A 19171-nucleotide genomic window follows, 5' to 3' on the forward strand; every position below is an offset into this window, starting at 1 on the left:
TTAAGATCCGTGATCAACCTCAAATTAGTGTAAACGTTTCCACAGTAAATATAAAAACTTTATTTGGATTTGAATAAGAGTATCACCGTTAGATTCTATAGTTTAGGATTAAACAAGTTTTCACTCTCACATCATGGAATAAAACTCAAATAAAAACTAAAATTACGCCATGATTTGTAATCGTTACCAATAAAAATACAGACTTGATGATGAATAGAAAGTCAAAAACTCAAAATAGAAATATTGTTCACAATTTATACTTTATTTGGCGTTAGAAATGCCAGCCGTGAGAGTTTTGGGAAAACTTTATCAGCACTTTTTCTAATTTAGAAAACCATCAATATCTTCAGGTATGGCAAAGTTGTTGTGAAGAGCTAGTGCGATGATTAATATCAATACAGAGACTTGGCCCGAATTTATCTTACTGAAAGATGAAGAAACTCAAGTTAATCAATCTTATGATAAGGCTGTAGAAGATTTTGGAGCGATTCATAGGGCAAAAGTCATCGTATTCATTTGGAGAAATGAATCACACAATGATACCCATTTTTCATACTTTGTGAGTTTGGCATGTCAGATTAGCTATAAGTTCGGTTATATCCAAACTCGTACTTATGCGCGAAAACGATAAAGGATCAAAAGGCAGGCTACGACAAAAAGCGTCGAGACGTTTCAATCTTTGTTGTTCACCGACAGCAAAACCAAACCATTCGTCCAAGCCAATTTATTTCAGACCAAGATAATTATTTAAAACCAAGGTAATTCAGCTCTTCGAGAACCACCCAAATCAATACCAAACCAACGATCACCACGAGCATCATAATGGCCTTTTCATCTTCTTTCATTCGATTCATACCAAGACTCTCCCCAAAACAAAGGAAACCCATTAAGATTAGCTAACACACTTGAATACAGCGAAATTTAGTGCCAATAGTGATACGTCATGCAAAATAATTCCGGCGAATTGCACTGATACACTGATGATGGTTATGGCAATACCAAATTTATAATGACTAGTCGTAAGGTTTAGGTGTTAACAAGACTTGGTTATAGTATGACTTAGGCTCTAAAAGCGACTTTCTTGATATCTGCGAGTAATAAAATGAATGATTGGATTCAACTGGATCAACTAAGCCCGTACCTCACAGAAGGTCGTTGGGGTACAAAATACTAATGGGGATCGTCGTTCTCATTGCTTACCGCATACTTAAGACAATCGCCAACCGCGCGATCTTAAACATTGCATCCGCGAAACGCGTTAAAAAGGCGCGCGTGAGTTTTATCCAACGCTGCTTTAATGTCGCCCTTTTGTTCGTAACCGCATCTATCTTCGCGGTTATTACCGGCATTGGCTATGGTGACGTCTCGCTCTTTATTTCATCTATCTTTGCGGTCTTAGGTGTGGCGTTTATCGCCCAGTGGTCGATACTTAGTAATATCACTGCCAGTTTTTTGATCTTCTTTGTGTTCCCCTATCGGGTCGGCGATCGGATTAAAGTGGTCGATAAAGATGAAGACATCAGTGGTGAGATCCAAGAGATCAGCATGTTTCACGTGTTGATCAAGCATGACAACGGTCACCTGATCACCTATCCGAACAACCAAATTCTGCAAAAAGCCGTTCTAAAACTGGCCAAAAGCAAACCCGTACCCGTCAAAACAGCGACTAGAATTTACACGCGGAGAAAAAAGTAGCCCCAAACTTTACATTGTAAAGACTTGGAGCCATTTGTATTGGATTACTGCTTGATGTACAGATCTTTTGAGTAAATACGCCCTTCTACGTTGTTCTTAGCAAAACCGCCAACGTTTGGCCGAACCAGTCTCGCCTGCATGTAGTAATAGATAGGAGCGATAGGCATATCTTCCGCAAGCAACTGCTCAGCTCGATCGTAGAGCCCTTGACGCTGTTTTTCATTTGTTGCAGCAAGCGCTTGTTTCATGGCTTGATCATACGCTTGGCTGCTGTATCGAGCAAAGTTCCCCGACGAGCCAGAACGCAACAAACTTAAAAACGTGGACGCTTCGTTGTAATCGCCACACCAAGACGCACGCATCACATCAAAATTACCTTGTTTCCTTGCAACCAAATAGGATTTCCACTCTTGATTTTCTAACTCGACATCTGCCCCGAGATTTTTACTGACCATCGAAGCAATTGCCACTGCGATCGACTTATTGGCTTCACTGGTGTTATAGAGCAATTTGAATTTAAGTGGCTTGCTATCCCCGTACCCGGCTTGTTGGATGAGCTCTCTGGCTTTTTCATCGCGCTGTTGCTGTGTCCATTGGCTATACTTGGGCTGGGTCGCATCAAAACCCGCCGTGTATTTGTGGGCAAACGTGTATGCAGGCAGGTTCCCCACTTGAGTCACACCATTGGTCACCACATCTCGCATGATCGAGTAGGAAAACGCCTGGCGCACTCTTACATCGTCAAACGGTGGTCGAGTCGTATTAAACGCGTAGTAATAAGTACACAGTAAAGGCACGGCTGTATAAGCCTCAGGGTAATCTTCTTTGAGCTTATGCGCCAAATTGGTAGGAACATCCGAAGTGATATCTACCTCACCAACTGCATAACGGTTAATAGACGCCTTTTGGTTCTCGAACGGTATGTACGTCACTTTAGTAAGATGTGTATTCTCGCTATCCCAATAATTCGGATTTTTCACCAATTCAATGCGTTCATTGATCACCCATTTATTTAGTACAAATGCACCGTTACCCACAAATTGACTAGGTTCACTCCAAGGCTTGTCATTGTGTTCCACCGTTGCTCGATGAACGGGCATCATCGATGTGTGTCCTGTCATCGCAACAAAATATGGAACTTGACTCTCCAGTTCAAAACGTAATGTGTGTTTGTCTACCGCAGTAATACCCAACGCAGTCAAAGGTTTCTTCCCATCAGCAACATCTGCAAGATTTTTTATATTGGTCATCTTCAGATACCAAACATTGGGAGATGCCAACTTAGGATCCACCGCTCGTCTGAGGCCATAGACAAAGTCATCCGCAGTAACAGGATCGCCGTTCGACCACTTGGCATCTTTGCGCAGATGAAACACGAAAGTTTTGTTGTCATTGGTTTCCCAAGAGGTTGCAACCCCAGGCACGATATTGCCTTCTCTATCCTGTATCACCAACCCTTCAAATAAATCACGTAATACGTGCATTTCAGGCAAACCTTCTGCTTTAGCAGGATCGAGTGTCGCGGCTTCAGCATCATTGGCACGGATCAATTGTTGAACGGGATCAAGTTGCACACCATTCGGTAATGCATCAGCGAATGCTGAAGCCGATAAACCGGTCGCTAACAATGAAGAAATAATCAACCCTGACGAGGGTAATTTGATATCCATATTGTTTTTATTCTCCTAATACATCATGTTAAGCAAACGCTGTAATGTCTTATTCTATACCCAATTCCATTCGTATGCAGAAATATGAGCATTGACGAGTATGAGGGCATCTAGCTAACCTAAACGAAAAATGAAATACTGAAAACGACTTCAAACTGGAAGATGCAAAGCGACTTTAACCCGCTCAGTTTGCCGTTAATTTAATTAATCGCTCGCACATTAGGAGAGCAAGGTGAGTTTGATTCCAAGATCAGAAAGAGCTGCGTTTTTAATTCAACCTAAACTATTTGGTCGTTCTGTCATGAACGCACCTTTGCTTTATTTTCCGGCGCAAATCCAAAGTGATTCTCGCGGCTTAATACTCGCTGGCACGCATGGTGATGAGACCGCTTCGATAGCAGGTTTATCCTGCGCGTTAAGAAGCTTACCCGCGCACTGCTTACGTCATGACGTGATATTGTCGATGAACCCTGATGGTAATCAGCTGGGAACCCGTGCCAACGCAAATCAGGTTGATCTTAACCGAGCCTTTCCGACTGAAAACTGGACAGAACACGGCAGCGTTTATCGTTGGAGCTCTCACACCCCGGTGCGAGACGTGAAAGTAAAAACGGGCAAAGTCGAACAGCTTGAGCCAGAAGTCTCTGCGCTGATAAGCCTTATTGAAAAGCGACAGCCCAAATTCGTTGTTTCGTTTCATGAACCACTGGCGTTTATCGATGATCCGGCTCAGTCAGAATTATCAATATGGCTGGCAAAGCAATTTGACCTAAAGGTCGTTGAAGATGTGGATTATGAAACACCGGGGTCCTTTGGAACATGGTGTAAGGAAAGACAGTTGCCCTGTATTACGGCGGAGTTGCCAGCCGTATCCGCGGATCACACCATAGAAAACTATCTCACGGCGTTCATAGCGCTTCTACAGTATGACGAAAAAAGTGAGTAAAACATCAGGACTGAATGACACAGACGCGCTGTTTACAACCAAGTGAGGCAGTTTACACTGTAAACAGATAGCACCATACCAATCAGAATAAGTAAGTGATGGATGTATTGCGCCGGAAAAATCGCTTAGAGCAAAGCATAAATTGCAGTAACACGTGATTCCAATTTATGACGCAGCTATCCACGATTTTAACCAGCAACAATGATTCATGACGTATTTTGATTGGTATTAATATTTAATGGCCGCTTTACCGATCGATGTACTGCTTTCAATCCGTTTGTGCGCTTCTTTCAACGTTTCCGCACTAAAGCCATACAAGGTATTTGTGAGTGTAGATTTAATACGGCCAGCATCAATCAAATTCGCCACTTGGAATAGGATGTCTTGTTGTTTCTGGATATCGTCTGTATTGAAGAGTGAACGGGTAAACATGAGCTCCCAAACGAAACCTGCAGACTTACCTTGTAGTGCCGATAAATCAATCCCGCTATCGAACTCCACTATAGAACTTATCATGCCTTGTGGTGCAATCAGCTCCACCATAGAATCCCAGTGCCCCTTTGTGTCTGCAACATTGAAAATATAATCAACATGCTGAATGCCTTGCTCTCGCACAGACGCAACAAGGTCACGATGATTGACCACATGATCAGCGCCCATCTCTCTGACCCATTGTTCAGTTTCGGGCCTTGACGCTGTTGCGATAACATTGAGACGGGTAAGTTGCTTTGCCAGTTGAATTGCGATAGAACCGACACCACCCGCACCACCAATAATCAGTAGCAATTTTTTCTCTTCTGGACGGACACGCAGGCGATCAAACAACGCTTCCCAAGCCGTAAGCGTCACTAACGGCATAGCTGCAGCAGATTCATCAGACAGGCTCTTTGGAGCATGAGATACAATACGGTAATCGACCGCTTGATATTCTGCATTTGCCCCCATGCGCGTCACATCACCTGCATAGTAGACACGATCTCCGACTTCAAAGCCTGTAACGTCTTGGCCTTTTTTAACCACTTCCCCTACTGCGTCATACCCCAGCACTTTTGGTTGCTCAAGCGTTTTATCTTGAGCATTACGAATGCGAATTTTGGCGTCTGCTGGGTTAATGGATGTTGCGCTAACTTTAACCAGTAGATCGCTCCCTTTTAACTCAGGAAGGTCTGTTTCAAATTCAAACAGACTGTCTTGCTCAGTGATTGCAAATGATTGGGTAAAGCCAATTGCTTTCATTTTTGATGGTACTGCCATTGTTCTGTCTCCTTGATATGGTTCCGCTAATTTCAGCCAACTCAGTATCTAAATAAATCGCCAAAGCCCACAACAATTATCAAATTAAATTTGACAATTAAATACCAACTATCGAATTGCAGGAAAGGGGCCTATCTATATATCGATTTCGACTTTATCTAGCTAACTTAAATACTTTATGGCGTCATCATAGAGGAACAATTAGTAATGAGAAACGGCATCTCATTTGATTGACTATCAAAAATAAATTGAAAATACAGTTAAACTGTTGGAGAGCTTGCGTTTACATTCGCTTTAATCTGAGTTTTTGGGACAGTTGCAAGAGGAAGAACTCATGATGTGAACCCTTAGCAAGGTCTGGGTAGTGGTTGCCATTGTGCAAAGAGCCTTTTGTTGAAATAGAACCGTCATTTGCTGTTTGTGATTAATAAACCTAAAAATGAGTGAATCGTTGACATAAGACAGGATGACTTGGTGAGCAAAAGACCACAGCCAACATGGTAAGACGGTTCTTGATCGCTTAAACGCTTGTATGGGAGCTTTTTCTAGCAATCAATGATTTTTCTTCTAACCACTTTAACGCAACCAACGCTGCGACTGAACAAACGCTTTCATCATTACCGTCAATGAACTTTTGTTCTTCGATTTCAGCAGCAGGAATGAGTTCGCCAGTATAATCAGCAAAGTAACAAGTTAGTTTTACTGAGACACCCTGTGCTTTGCCATCAGCCTGAGCCGTGAATGTCTCCATGTATTTAATACTGCTTGGAATAAGATCAACTGACAGTTCTTCTTTGATTTCACGAGTTAGGGCTTCAGTGTCGCTTTCACCAATTTCACGTTTACCGCCTGGGAGATAAAACAGCTCTTTACCTTTAGATCTTACAGCCAAAAACTTACCATCTTGAATCAAAACCCAAGCGAGCTTATCAATTACGTTATTCATTATATTACTCAAAATTTGAAACTTTACCGGATTGCCGAATGCTTTCTACACAGATTATAGCAAGGTAGATTCCTATTGATCGCATGTTAAAGGATAAAGGTCTAACGCGAAAAGGGACTTGCTTACTTTCGGTTAATTGTACCAAGTTTATCGACAACAAAATCTAAAAACACTTTCACTCGCTCTGGGTGATATTCGCCACCGCGATAGAGAGCATATAGCGGATACTTCAGGGTTTTAAAACCAATATCAAGCTTTTGCAGTAAGCCCTTTTCTACATACGGCGCTGCGATAATATCAGGTTGATAGCTTGCTCCAACAGCAGAAAGAGTCAATTGGCGAATTAGCCTTGGGCTATTACTTTTGTATACCGGACGTATGGCCAGGCTCGTACAAGCTTTGCTCTGGCGAGAAGAGCTGTCTAGGGGCCAGCGAGCGATAGGGTGAAGGTTCGTATCGATAAGGCAAGGCAACTGATCCAATTCCACATCATGTCCGTACTCTTTGGCGAACTTGGGCGCAGCGTACACAGAACTTTGCAGTGACATTATCTTGCGATATCTTAAGCCAGAATCCTCTAGTTCACTGGCACGAAATGCAACGTCTATCGCTTGTTCTACCAAGTCCAGTTTTTGATTAGTAACGATGATATCAATTTGAATCTCAGGATAGCGTGCGTAGAAATCAGGAATAATCGGGCTTAATAATTCCTCAGCAAATCCCTGCGAAGCAGTCACTCGTATAGCCCCAGACACAGATTTATTCGCTACATCGAGTTGATGGTATAGCTTATCGAATTTCGCTAACACAGCTCGCGCTTGCAGATAATATTCTTGTCCTGACTGATTAACCGAAAGTTTTCGAGTCGTGCGATGAAACAATTTGACACCCAACTGATCTTCGACTCGATTAACGTATTTGGAAGTTAGGGATTTGGAAATGCCTAAACGTTCTGAAGCCGCGGTAAATGATCCTGTCTCTATCACCGCCACGACTGTTCTCATTCCATCGATAGTGTCCATTTATTGTCAACATTTTGGAAATTGTTATTCCATAGTAGCGGGGTTTTTCTTCTGTGCAACTTGTTCTTAAATAGAATAAACAACTCGCTGAGGAAAAAACGATGATAAAGCTATATTGGCACCCTCTCTCAGGGCATGCACACCGTGCACACATGCTGTTAAGTATGCTCGAATTAGACTTTGAACTCATAACCGTCGACTTGCCTGGCGGAGAACATCAACAGCCAGAGTTTTTGACACTTAATCCTTTCGGTCAGATTCCCGTATTGGTCGACGGTGAAACCGTCATTTCTGACTCAAACGCGATCTTGGTTTATCTTGCGACCGTCTATGATAAAGAACTGACGTGGCTTCCAGAATCACCTCAAATGCGTGCCTATATCGAACAGTTTTTATCTCTCGCCGCTCATCGACTGGCGGGCTCAATAGCCAAACTGCGTGCGGCGAATTTGTTTAATCGCAGCATAGACAGTGCTCCGCTCAGTCATGAAGCATATAAGCTCCTCACACAAGTTGAGCATTACCAAAGCAACCGCCAATGGTTGGTTGGTACAGGTCCAACTATTGCTGATTTAGCCCTATACAGTTATATCAAAGTGGCGCCAGAAGGTGGGATAAGTTTAGCTGACTACCCTAGCTTGCAAGCTTGGCTTAAACGAGTAGAAGCATTGCCAGGATTTGTTCCAATGAAATGTTCGAAGGTCGGACTAAGACAAACTGCACTTAAGCGTGATGTCAGCCAAAAAACTAGTTAGTTTAAATGTGATTGCAAAAAGAGTGCAGTTGATGCACCCAAAAAACGTCAAAATGCGCCTGAAGGGCGAGTTAATTGGGCACGTCCTCTTCTTCAAGGTTAGCGGAGACTTTGATTTCATATTGATTGAACTGGAATGAACATCCGCCGTGACTGCGCTTAGTCGTGACTTGTTCATCTCCAAATTTTACCGTAACGCGCGTAAAAACTTTCTCTTTTGCTTCAACAGTGCACTCCGTAAGTGCCACTTCTAACTCAGCTTCCATAAGATCTAACTTTTGTTTAATGTCTTCGAGTTGAGTACTGTTTTGTTGTTTAAGTTGCTCAATAAGAACGAGCTCTTCGTCGCTACGCTCTGACTTTGGACGTTTCTTGTATTCTAGTTCCTTACGGACGACATCCATCGTTTCTTGTTGTGCTTGTTTATATCGCTGTTTTAAATCGGCGATTCCGTCTTTGAATACTTGATAGCGTGAGAATGCCTCAACATCTGTAGCTGCATCACCTTCAACACCTAACTGCAAACACCGTACTCGGCCGCCAACTTTTGCCATACCGCCGCTTAATGTGCCATTCTTTTCAGAAGCGTCCATCACCGTCAGATTATTTCCACAAACGATGTCGTTGTTCATGCTATGTACCGATAACTCAATATCCTCGTCGGCGACAAGATCGGAATATTGTGCGTAGCTCGCTCGTATTGTGCCCTTGGTTTTTACCAGACAGCTTTTTGGCTGGCCGTCACTGACTGTATGTCCGATGATACCTTTGCTTACTTGAATATCACCATGAGCCTCAACGTCAGCAGATTCAATGAACCCACCAACTGTAATAGACCCTGTTGCTTTCACGATCATCCCTGATTCAATGTTACCACCGATAATGACATTGCCTTTGAACTTCACGTGCCCTGTGTTCACACCCACATTATTCAGAAACATCGCATTGTCGACTTCGATTGTCCTATCTTTAATGAGCGGCGTACCAGAGACACTCGCGATGAGAAGGTTCGGATCATTAGGCTGATTTGCGTTCCCTTACCTGGCTTTAAGGGCCGCTCTTGCCCTTCTTGCGCAGGGACAGGAATGCCTTGTACAGTATAACCAGCTGTCCCTTTTGTTGCTGGGATGCGGCGCATCACCTGATCCCCTACCCCCACATCAATGATTTCTCCGAGGTTTCTTAAGTCGATTTTATCACTGGTTGATTGTCCCTCTTTCGGCTTGAGGATTCTCTTAGTGATATCTTTAACAAGTGGTTTGAAGACAGAGTCTTTGCCTTTGATTGGTTGTTTACCGACGGCGACTGGTTGGACAAAGGTGCTACCTGGTTTAAGCTTTGTGCTGACAACTAGCACTTTTTTGAGCGCTAATTTATTGATGCCTTTGGTTACTCGAGCATTAGCAAGTGCATAGATCACTTCAGGGCCACGCAAACCACGTCCACCGTACGCCCCAGTCACTTTAATACTCGCCAACATATTATCATCAGACAATACAACATCGAGTTGGGCATTGGTTTTCCGAGCGATGACCGTTCCTTCGTAAGCTTCTGGTTTGTGTTCTCTCGCATTAACAATGAAAGCGTCCACTTCCTTTTGGTCGACGAGCAACTTGTCTGCTTTTAGCACTTTTAACTCGTCTTCGAGTTGTTGTGGGTTTAGCTCAAAACTAACGTCCGCATCCCTCGGAAGACTGGCAACAATTTCTGTATTATTTTCAGACCAACCAAGACATAAGTTCCACATTTCGACACCGCTCTTTTTATAACTGATTTAGTTTTCTATCAACGTATCCAGTCTACTTCAAATAATTTTTTGGAAAAGAATTCCTTAGTGAATATAAGCAGTACGTCACTAAAGCAGAGTTATAGTTATGGCTTACGAAACAAAGTGTTGGATACCTATTACTCAGTTCTGATTTGGGATGTCCGTCTCTCTCTTTTCGGTTATGTATTTTGACTATTTTGGGGGGCTTTCTATCAATAGAATCTTACGATGTCGATATACGTGAGCAGCACCAACGGCAAACTATGAATAAACGTTATCACTCCGACATGATTAAAAACTCGGATGGCCGTCGTTGTTTGCGTTTAAGTTAAGCTTCCCTATATTGAAAAGCAAAAGACAAATTTACAGTGTAAACCTCTCTCTTTTCGTCGGGCTAAGTTTACAGTGTAAATTCAAGATACGCCTTTTACAGTGTAAATTTGCTTTAAACGTTGTTTGATCTCACTTCGTAGCCGCTGCTCTACTTGCTTTCTGCCAGCCAGTTGAAACTGCTTCGCGCACATAGCCCAGTCATGATTGAGAAAAACCTTGCTAATGAGTAAATCGGAAGTCGAATCTAAGCCAGACTGAAACAACCACTGCTGCAACCATAAAAGTACCGATTCGTAGCTCCCACCACCTTGGCAATAATTGTGAATCAGCGTGAGTTTATTCGGATGTAATTTGTCTGTCCGGGATGGTGATTGTAATAAGCGACGATACAAACTAGCTTCAATTTTCGGATACGTTTGAATGACACTTCGCGATAATAGTTCGTGCATTAATGCGCTCGCTTCATCGATCCATACCTGCTGTTGATGTTCGGTTTGCCTAACCATCAATAATGAATAGCATCCGCTAGCAGCATCGCGAGTAGTACCGAGCCGAATCGGTTGGTATCCCGCTTTAAGCCAAAACTGAATAAGCTCGTCTGTCGCGCCGAAGCTGGTGGACAAATACGATATATGGGAGTCGAGCGTGGCCTCTAGAAGTTTCAACATCGACTGACCTACGCCATGTCGGTGAAGTGACGGATGAACAGCAATTCGCATTATACGTAATGTTGAAAGGCGCCCAACTTGAGGGTAGCCAAGTTGATTCACGATGGTAATGGGCGTCAGATGCCCTCGAGGACGACGTTTACCGATGGCGATATCGCAAATAATATCATCGTCTAAATCGCCCTCTTCGACAGTGAGCATGACCCCTACAATATGATGTTGATCTTTGGCAACCCACATATGGCTACGTTCGTCTTGCAACAGGTGAAGTAAATCATTGGGTGAAGTTTGATAATGTGCATTAACGAGCAACGCAAAACACTCGCGCAACAGCATAGGGGAAGCGATAAGTTGTTGCTTATCCATTTTTGTTAATTGTATCTGCCCAGAGAGTTCTAATGATGACTGCCTGATTTCAGCATCCAGCAAAAACGCGTCATAAGACCACGCTTCTAAATGGTCCGTCTCGCTCCAACGTATCGGTTGTTTTAAATGACAAACATGCATCCCAGGTCTGTTGGCTTTTAGCCAGTCAACAAACTTTAAGGTAAAACCGCGGCCACACCCTTCGTAACCATGTACCGTAGAGGAAAACACAAGACGATGGTAGTGCTCGGTTATTCTTTTTAATAACGGAACGGGAATCGCTGCTGCTTCGTCAACAAGAAGTAGATCACACTCAGGTAAGCGATTAAGCAGCTCGTCTGGGGCAACAAATTGAAGACTGCCCTGCCCGACATCTAATCGATCTTTTCTGATTCTATGTCCGTCCTTCGTTCCACGTGAAGCGTGAACGAAAACGGGCTCTACCGCCTTGAGCGATGGTGCGGTAACTAATATACGCAATGGCTTTTTTACCAGCAAATTAGCGCTTGCGATACCAAGAGCACTACTTTTTCCTCGCCCGCGATCGGCAGTTAAAACAAGTGGACGCTTGCGATGACCAGTGATCACTTTTTCAATCGCTGCAATTGCATCCAATTGTTGTAGATACTTCGTGGGTCGTGCCGCCGATGAGAATGCCGGCACGGAGGGTATTGGGCGATGTTGTTCAAGTACTATCAGTTTATCCCATTGTGCTTTCAGCCACTGTTGCGCAGGGTCGTTTGACGTTTGTGTCGGTACAACAATAATCAAAATACCACCGCCGACGAGCGAGCCAATCGCGGCGCTGAAGCTATTGGCATCGAAGCCTTGCCTCGCGTCAAATAACAAGACTTCACACTCTCTACCGAGCAACATATGACCTTGCTTCACGGAGACACAATAGTCATCAGCCCATTGCCAATCTCCCATACAAAACCAGGTTTGATGTTGTTGGTATTGGTGAAACTCATTAATGACTTGATCTTGCCAATCAGAATCTCCGCTAATCACGACACCGACACGCTGAAAAGCTGCCGATACTTGGTGTTGAAGCTGTGAAAGAAATTGAGAATGTGCGTACATGTAAGCTATCCGACGTTGAACTGAATCTATGGTATCACATCACTAACTCTATGCTCTCTTGCTATAAATGACAGCGATAAAAAAACCGCCCGGAGGCGGCTTGAAACGTCAAACAAAGAGGCTATTGCATCTTACTCTGCACAAAGGCGAGTATTTCCTCCATCAAGGTATCGTCCACCTTTTTAAGGTTTAAGGCTAAATTACTGCCTTTACGACTATAACTAGCGCGGCCCTTAATCAGCTCAACTTTTTCAGCTTTTTCACTCGGCTTCGCTGGTAACAACTCTTTAATCCAATACTCAAGATTCTCTGTGACTTCTTTAGTTAAGCGAGCAACGCCTTGCGCCTGGCTTCTTTGCCATAAAAAGCCTTCGCTTGTGCGGCATTTATCTAAAAGTTCTTGCTGCTTGTCAGGTGTTAGAGTCGAAAACTGTTTGTGCAACTTGACGATCGTTGGTCGGCCAAGATCCGCTACATTAGGATACGCTTGCAGCAATTCCAACGGCAGCGCCGCTGCTTTTAAGGCACCGCTAACTAACGCCTCGCTACATTGAAACATTTTTGCTAACGCTTTTTGATCTTCCGCTTCACCATTTTCTAGCTTTGCCTGCATCTCTTTACCTTTCTCGTAAAGTGATAGCGGCTTGTGCGCATTTGCGACATCAGATAGAAATTTAGCGTGATTAGAGTTAATCTCTTCGCCAACATAAACAAGGAAATCTTGCTCAGCCAAAATACAAGATTTGCGTCGACGACTACCATCAAGAACTTCTATCTTGCCATCTTTAGTACGACGACCAACCGCGGGATATTGCTGTCCTCGTTCTTTTAGCGTAACCAGAACATCAGACAAAGCATGTTCATTTAAAAACGATTGTTCACGAGCATTGTTTTCAAAGACCGTGGTATCAGTCTCTACTTTATGGGCAGGTACACGAACCAGTTCAAATTGAACCGTATTCTCACCCGCAACTGCCAACTCGATCACCTGCGCTTTATCTTTTGCTGCAGTTTGTGCTTCTTGCGGAGTCGCTACACGACGCTTGTTGGTTTTACCAAACAATTTTGCGTTTAATTCAGACGTTTTTAAAGCCATTTACTTATTACCCCTGATTTAATGATGGCCAGTTAGAGTGTAATACACGCTCTAGTTCCAAAGCGCTCTTCTGCACTGCATCTTGAGCGGTTGCCAGCGTTTTCTTACCACCTTCAAAATCACTGACGGTTAAGTCAAACACTGTACTGTAGGTATCTGCACACGTCTCGAATGCACGGCTACGTGGTATTGTTGCCATCATCACTTGGTCACCAAGTAAGTAATTCATCTCAGTTAATACAGAAACTTGCTTCTTGTTATCGTCCTCAAACATGGTCGGCATCATGCGCACAAATTCAAGGCCATTCCAGTCTTCTGGGAACATCTCATATACCGTCGGTAAATGTTGGAAAAAGTTCACAGTAGAAGCCCAGTCAAGACGCTTAGCCGCACATGGAATAAGCAGCGCGTTAGACGCATACATGGCATTCCAAACAAGTGGATCAACGTGAGGACCCGTATCAATCATAATGATATCGAAATCGTCAGCAATTTTGTCAATCAGTTGCTCTTTGAGTAAACGAACAATATCCAGCGATGGGTCTTCGGAAAGTGTTTGCCATGCTTCAGCGTTAAACATCGCATCTTCAGGAAAAGCTGAAATGGATTTTAGGTTTGGATATTGTGTGGGCAACAACACATTCTTACGTAAGAACTCACTATCAATTTCAACTTCATCCGGCACGTTACCTAACATAATATCGACAGCAGAATAGATGTTGTCATGCTCGGCCATACTGATTTGTGGATTCAAAAATAGACGTAAAGAACCTTGAGGGTCCAAGTCAATCAGACAGATACGGTAACGTTTATCCAAATTCAATGCGAGACATGCTGCCAGATGTACGGCCGTCATTGATTTACCCGTACCACCCTTTTGGTTTTGTACGTTGATAATCCAAGGCTTGTTGTTTGAATTTTTTTTACGCTCATGGAATTTTGGTACTTCCGCCGCATCCATAAGCATGTGCGCTTCTTCTAACGTAATGGAGTAGTGGTTGGCATTGTTTTTTGTAAATTGATGGCCTTTTGCTTCCATTTTGCCGATAGCGTCGTCCAGTTTACGACGAGTCAAACCAGAACGCGTTTCCATCATTGCCTTAGACATTGGAGGGAAGTAGTTATCACTTCGCTCTTCTAAAACAATCTCTATACGGTCAGCCTGAACCTGTTGTGTCAATTCAGCTAACTCATGAAGATTCTCAATCGTTTTTTCTCTTTTCATGCCAAATTCCGTTGAAAGGATGTAGAAGATTAATTGTACAGCACATGCAACCAAAAACAACAAAAAGGTGAACAAACATTTTGAATAACAATCACATAAAAAAACACTAAAATCGTCTGTTTGATGATTATCAGAGAAAAACATCACAATATTTACTAAAATATTCTTTCATAGAGCGCTTAATTGATTCAAACTTTTAAAGTGTTACAGCGTCACACATTTACATTGTAAATCCAGTGTTTTCACGGAACGATTACATCTTCAAGCTAGATTACGGATTATGTAAAATGAACAACGAAACATCGAGAACTGTTAAGGTAGCATTAAACATTGCGGAATTGAGCTGTCTTGATCATGGTTCCAGAGTAAATAAAGCCAAGCGACAATAACGACCTTGGAAGAATGATCAAGGTAGGCACTTGATCATTCTTCCATGCATAGCCAGAGAAACGGAAGCATGATCATGGGTCACCGGACAAAAATTGAGAAATCATTGCAAAATAGAGTGCGATCCCGGGATCGGAACAATGATCAAGTATATTAGCGCTCCGGAAGCATGAAGTTTTCCGGCTAATTTACGGTAAAATGTAGGCAGACTGGGGCATGAGACAAAACGGCCAAGCAAAAACACCGGAACGATGAACGTTGCTAAGAATCTTTGATATGTCCCTATATCATGATCATGCTTCCTAACTTTTAAAGTAGCCGCTCAATGAGTAAACTAACGCAGTGTAAATATTAAATATTTACCCACTTGACTCATTTTTATCCAAAATGGGAACAAAACGGATGAATTGACACATACTTGATCATTGTTCCGAGGTAAATATATGCCGCAAACACCTGTAATTAGGAAAGAGGATTAAAAATAATCTCCCGCTTCTGTGGATAACCTGTAGAAAGTTCATGATCATTGTTTCGAGACTATTTTGATCATGTTTTCATTAACTTGATGATCATGCTTACCGAAGGATATGATCATGCTTTCAAGTTATTGATGATCATGTTTTCTAAAATAGATGATCATAGTTCCGAAGTGCCAATCTATAAAAGCCATTCATAACAACAGGTTACAAAGAAGTAAAACGCCAGATCAATAGATCATATAATCAATTAAGATCATAATAATCAAAAAGATCAGTTATTTAAAAAACAACAATTTTTCTTTATTTATGATCTATTTTTCTTTATTCTTCGGAACCATAGCATAACTACGGCTAGTGTGATCTGGATCTAAAATGACAGCTGAAGAAAAAATTCTAATTAAAGCACCAAGGAGCCACAAAGATGGCCATCTTTTTGAAGTGCACGAATCCTCTGCGGATTGGGTAGAGCAATACCAGCACTTTAAAGGGGTCACTAAAAGCATCTTAGAGTTGCTTAATTTGATCTCATTGCGAGGCTTCAGCAGCAAAGATGGACTTGTTTCAACGACTGAAATTGTCGAAGCAACCGACGGTCAACTTACTCGCGCGGCTCTGCAACAGCGTCTACGGGCTGCGGTTAATATTGGATTATTTACCCAAACACCAGTTCGTTTTGAAGAAGGTTTGGCCGGAAAAACCATGCTTCATAAATTTGTTAATCCTAATCAGCTGATTTCAGTATTAGGGGCAACCAGTTTAGTGACGGAGAAAGTTCGACAGAGTGAAAAGCAAAAACGCTCTAAAGCACTGGCTCAAACGCAAGTAAACAAACGCTTATTGAATGAGTATGGCTTGAATACTCCGCCAACGATGAAGGATGAAGCCGATCAATTTGTGGTATCACCAACAAATTGGGCAGGGATCATAGATCAAGCTCTTGCTCCTCCTCGAACACGGAAAAGTTACCAAAAGTCCATGGTATCCATCTCTGGTACGAAAGCCGTCATTGAAACTCGATCGTCGAAAAATATCATGACAGTCGATGATCTTATGACATTGTTTGCTCTGTTTACGCTCACTGTTCAATATCACGATCATCACAAGGATCAATACCATCTCGATGCGGCACATGTGCCGAATAAAACACCATTGTACATCACGGATATTTTGTCACTACGCGGTAAAAAAGACAGTGGACCAGCTCGTGATTCTATTCGTGACAGTATTGATCGTATTGAGTTTACCGATTTTCAATTACATGAGTTAACGGGTCGTTGGCTTAGCGAGAACATGCCTGAAGGGTTCAAGAGTGATCGTTTTCGCTTTCTTGCTCGAACCATCACCGCTTCAGAGGAAGCCCCATCAGAAGGTGCGGATGGTGAAATTAGAATAAAACCTAATTTGTATATTCTCGTTTGGGAACCTTCGTTTTATGAAGAGTTACTCACACGCGATTACTTTTTCCTTTTTCCTCCAGAAATACTCAAACAACACACTCTGGTCTTCCAACTTTACTCATTTTTTCGTAGTCGCATGGTGCGACGTCACACTGACAGCATGCTTCTCAGTGAATTGAACCAAAAGTTAGCCCGTAATATCGAATGGCGACGTTTTTCTATGGATCTTATTCGTGAATTAAAACGCTTATCCGATGGGAAAGGGACCGACGATCTGTTTGTCGTGAATTTATGGGGATATCACTTGACGATCGAAACAATGATCGAGAATGGTAAGATCATGGATTATCAAGTGGACATAAAATGCGATGTTGAAGAAGTATTACGTTACTCTCGAGCTCGTACCACTAACGCTGGTAAGCGCAATATGGCACCTACACTGCCAAACCCACTACGCAATGAGCTAGTTAGCCGACAACAGTTAGAAGAGCTCTCAGGCATCATAGATGGCGAATTTGAGCCTATCCAACGCAAAGCTCGTTCTCCGCGAGGGAATTTAGGACGACGAGTAAAGCAAAGAAAGCACCTGGTTGAAATCAATGCCGACGAGATCACCATTACCTTATCTAAATATACATCCTCAGAGGCTCTAGAACGCAGTGTAACGGCGTTATCCGCAATGACCGGGCACTCCTATGCTTCAATCAAAGAAGAGTGCTTAGAGTTTATTGAGAAGCTAGATTGGTTGAGAGTAGGGGAGGAGCCCATCCCCTACGAAACATTGAGTAAAACCGTTGAGTTATTTAATACCCAAAATGACATCAAGCACTTAACGATCGAGCGTTTGATCGCAGGACTGGCTGTACGACGTAAGGTTTGTCGACAAATTTATGATGGCCACATTGACGAAATGGTATTTCGCGCGCTCGATGAAATGGCTATTTAGGCTTAATCAAGTAGCATAACCTCTTGATCATTCTTACGAGCGTCCAGTTTTGAGATCTTCGTTCCAAGCGATTGTTTATGTTCAGTAAAGTTGGTGCTTCATAGCGCGATGCCAGAATTCGGCGTGTGATTTTTATGATTGAAAATAGACTTAACTCTAACAAAGTGATGACAATTTGACCCGAGGGCACGACTAATATTAAACACGAATAGACAACCTTTTGTCCTTTCTGATGATTAATAGATTGGCTCATATATTGTTACATTCATTCTGAATAGATTCGCGAGTTTCGTCCAACGAGACTCGCTTTTTTTTGTCTAAGATATCTAAGACACTTGATCATGTTTTCGGTTTAATGCATTACTCCATGATCATGCTTCCCAATTCCATTCCAGTTCAATGTCTGCATGAATGCCATGTGTGACTCGATCAGGTCGTGTGCGTGTTGTTGCCATTTCTTTTGATCGTGCTGTTGATTACAGAATTCTAAAGCAAGCACTGTTAGATGACGTAAGCGTTTTATACACCAACGCCTGATCTCGATATCGCAATTGTGTTCATAAACGGCGCGTTCTAATTTGGCGCTAGCGTAGATCAGAATACGATACGCCTTTTCTTGTTGGTGGTATTTGGTGTGCTCATAAACTCTTAAACACCCATCTAACCAACATGCGATCGCTTTACTTTGTTGACCAGTCAGCTTTGGACCAAACACAGTATCAGGAGCTTGATATAAGAGCGCTTCTAGTGGTTCTATTTGATCAAGCCTTTGTGATTCATACCAGCTAGAAATGTGCTTTTGCCACACATTCAGTTCCATCCTGGCCCCCTGTTAGTGATACCAATCGGAGTAAATAACTGGTCATCTAGCTTGTTAAAATATTCGATAACTTCGTTGCCTTTTTCGTTTATAAAGTAGGTTGATTGTGGAATAACTACTTGTCGAAAAATTGCGCCTTGTTATCAAGCATTTTTCCTACGCTATTTCTGATCACTTATACTGTGATTGGTCTAATAAAATGTTGGCGGTGTTGACACTGCGTATTTGCACTGTCTTATCCCGTTTCAGTCACAGTTTGAATCACCTAAGCTGAAATTGCCAAATAAGGCTGAGTTTGTTTTTCTGCCGCTAAGTG

Annotated in this window: 12 protein-coding genes and 2 pseudogenes; 5 read left to right on the plus strand and 9 right to left on the minus strand. The window is 42.6% G+C overall.

Annotated elements, in window-relative coordinates:
• The first annotated feature begins 382 nt into the window (after positions 1–382).
• Together SU60_RS08615 and SU60_RS08625 are read left to right on the plus strand one after the other, a co-directional pair.
• Complete coding sequence (locus tag SU60_RS08615; protein WP_041155160.1) at positions 383–631, plus strand: hypothetical protein; 249 nt, start codon at positions 383–385, stop codon at positions 629–631.
• 471 nt (positions 632–1102) lie between these two features.
• Positions 1103–1695 (plus strand): annotated as a pseudogene (locus SU60_RS08625) (mechanosensitive ion channel domain-containing protein).
• Between the two features lie 44 nt (positions 1696–1739).
• On the opposite strand, the gene SU60_RS08630 reads toward SU60_RS08625, so the two are convergent.
• Positions 1740–3365, minus strand: coding sequence for an ABC transporter substrate-binding protein (locus tag SU60_RS08630; RefSeq protein WP_041155163.1), 1626 nt, complete (start codon positions 3363–3365; stop codon positions 1740–1742).
• Between the two features lie 232 nt (positions 3366–3597).
• Here SU60_RS08630 and mpaA point away from each other — a divergent pair, with 232 nt between their 5' ends.
• A complete protein-coding gene (gene mpaA, locus SU60_RS08635) occupies positions 3598–4311 on the plus strand; it encodes a murein tripeptide amidase MpaA (RefSeq protein WP_041155164.1) in 714 nt (237 codons plus the stop codon).
• A 228-nt stretch (positions 4312–4539) separates the two neighbouring features.
• On the opposite strand, the gene SU60_RS08640 is transcribed toward mpaA, so the two are convergent.
• The 3 genes from SU60_RS08640 to SU60_RS08650 all read right to left on the minus strand — a co-directional run bounded on the left by SU60_RS08640 (position 4540) and on the right by SU60_RS08650 (position 7533).
• Positions 4540–5565: a zinc-binding alcohol dehydrogenase family protein gene (locus SU60_RS08640; protein WP_041155165.1), complete on the minus strand. Its 1026-nt coding sequence runs from the start codon at positions 5563–5565 to the stop codon at positions 4540–4542.
• Positions 5566–6085: 520 nt separating this feature from the next.
• Positions 6086–6511, minus strand: coding sequence for an NUDIX hydrolase (locus SU60_RS08645; protein WP_041155166.1), 426 nt, complete (start codon positions 6509–6511; stop codon positions 6086–6088).
• A gap of 122 nt (positions 6512–6633) precedes the next feature.
• Positions 6634–7533 (minus strand): LysR family transcriptional regulator, encoded by a 900-nt coding sequence (locus SU60_RS08650; protein WP_245228388.1) that lies wholly within the window; start codon positions 7531–7533, stop codon positions 6634–6636.
• Between the two features lie 101 nt (positions 7534–7634).
• Here SU60_RS08650 and SU60_RS08655 point away from each other — a divergent pair, with 101 nt between their 5' ends.
• Positions 7635–8288, plus strand: a complete 654-nt coding sequence (locus SU60_RS08655) for a glutathione S-transferase family protein (protein ID WP_041155167.1) — start codon at positions 7635–7637, stop codon at positions 8286–8288.
• A gap of 70 nt (positions 8289–8358) precedes the next feature.
• Here SU60_RS08655 and SU60_RS08660 read toward each other — a convergent pair.
• The 4 genes and pseudogenes from SU60_RS08660 to SU60_RS08675 all read right to left on the minus strand — a co-directional run bounded on the left by SU60_RS08660 (position 8359) and on the right by SU60_RS08675 (position 14826).
• A pseudogene (locus tag SU60_RS08660) lies at positions 8359–10034 on the minus strand (DUF342 domain-containing protein).
• Between the two features lie 434 nt (positions 10035–10468).
• On the minus strand, positions 10469–12505 hold the full coding sequence (locus SU60_RS08665) for a tRNA(Met) cytidine acetyltransferase TmcA (RefSeq protein WP_041155168.1): 2037 nt from the start codon (positions 12503–12505) through the stop codon (positions 10469–10471).
• Positions 12506–12626: 121 nt separating this feature from the next.
• Positions 12627–13601, minus strand: coding sequence for a ParB/RepB/Spo0J family partition protein (locus tag SU60_RS08670; protein ID WP_041155169.1), 975 nt, complete (start codon positions 13599–13601; stop codon positions 12627–12629).
• Positions 13602–13608: 7 nt separating this feature from the next.
• Positions 13609–14826 carry an AAA family ATPase gene (locus SU60_RS08675; RefSeq protein WP_041155229.1) on the minus strand — a complete coding sequence of 406 codons (1218 nt, stop codon included), beginning with the start codon at positions 14824–14826 and terminating at the stop codon, positions 13609–13611.
• Between the two features lie 1238 nt (positions 14827–16064).
• Between SU60_RS08675 and SU60_RS08680 the strand changes: the two genes are divergently transcribed.
• The gene (locus SU60_RS08680; protein ID WP_041155170.1) at positions 16065–18035 is read left to right on the plus strand and encodes a replication initiator protein RctB domain-containing protein; all 1971 of its coding nucleotides are present in this window, start codon (positions 16065–16067) and stop codon (positions 18033–18035) included.
• 352 nt (positions 18036–18387) lie between these two features.
• On the opposite strand, the gene SU60_RS08685 is transcribed toward SU60_RS08680, so the two are convergent.
• The gene (locus SU60_RS08685; RefSeq protein WP_041155171.1) at positions 18388–18855 is read right to left on the minus strand and encodes a hypothetical protein; all 468 of its coding nucleotides are present in this window, start codon (positions 18853–18855) and stop codon (positions 18388–18390) included.
• Positions 18856–19171 lie beyond the last annotated feature (316 nt).

The sequence above is a fragment of the Vibrio mytili genome (assembly GCF_000830505.1).
GTDB lineage: Bacteria > Pseudomonadota > Gammaproteobacteria > Enterobacterales > Vibrionaceae > Vibrio > Vibrio mytili.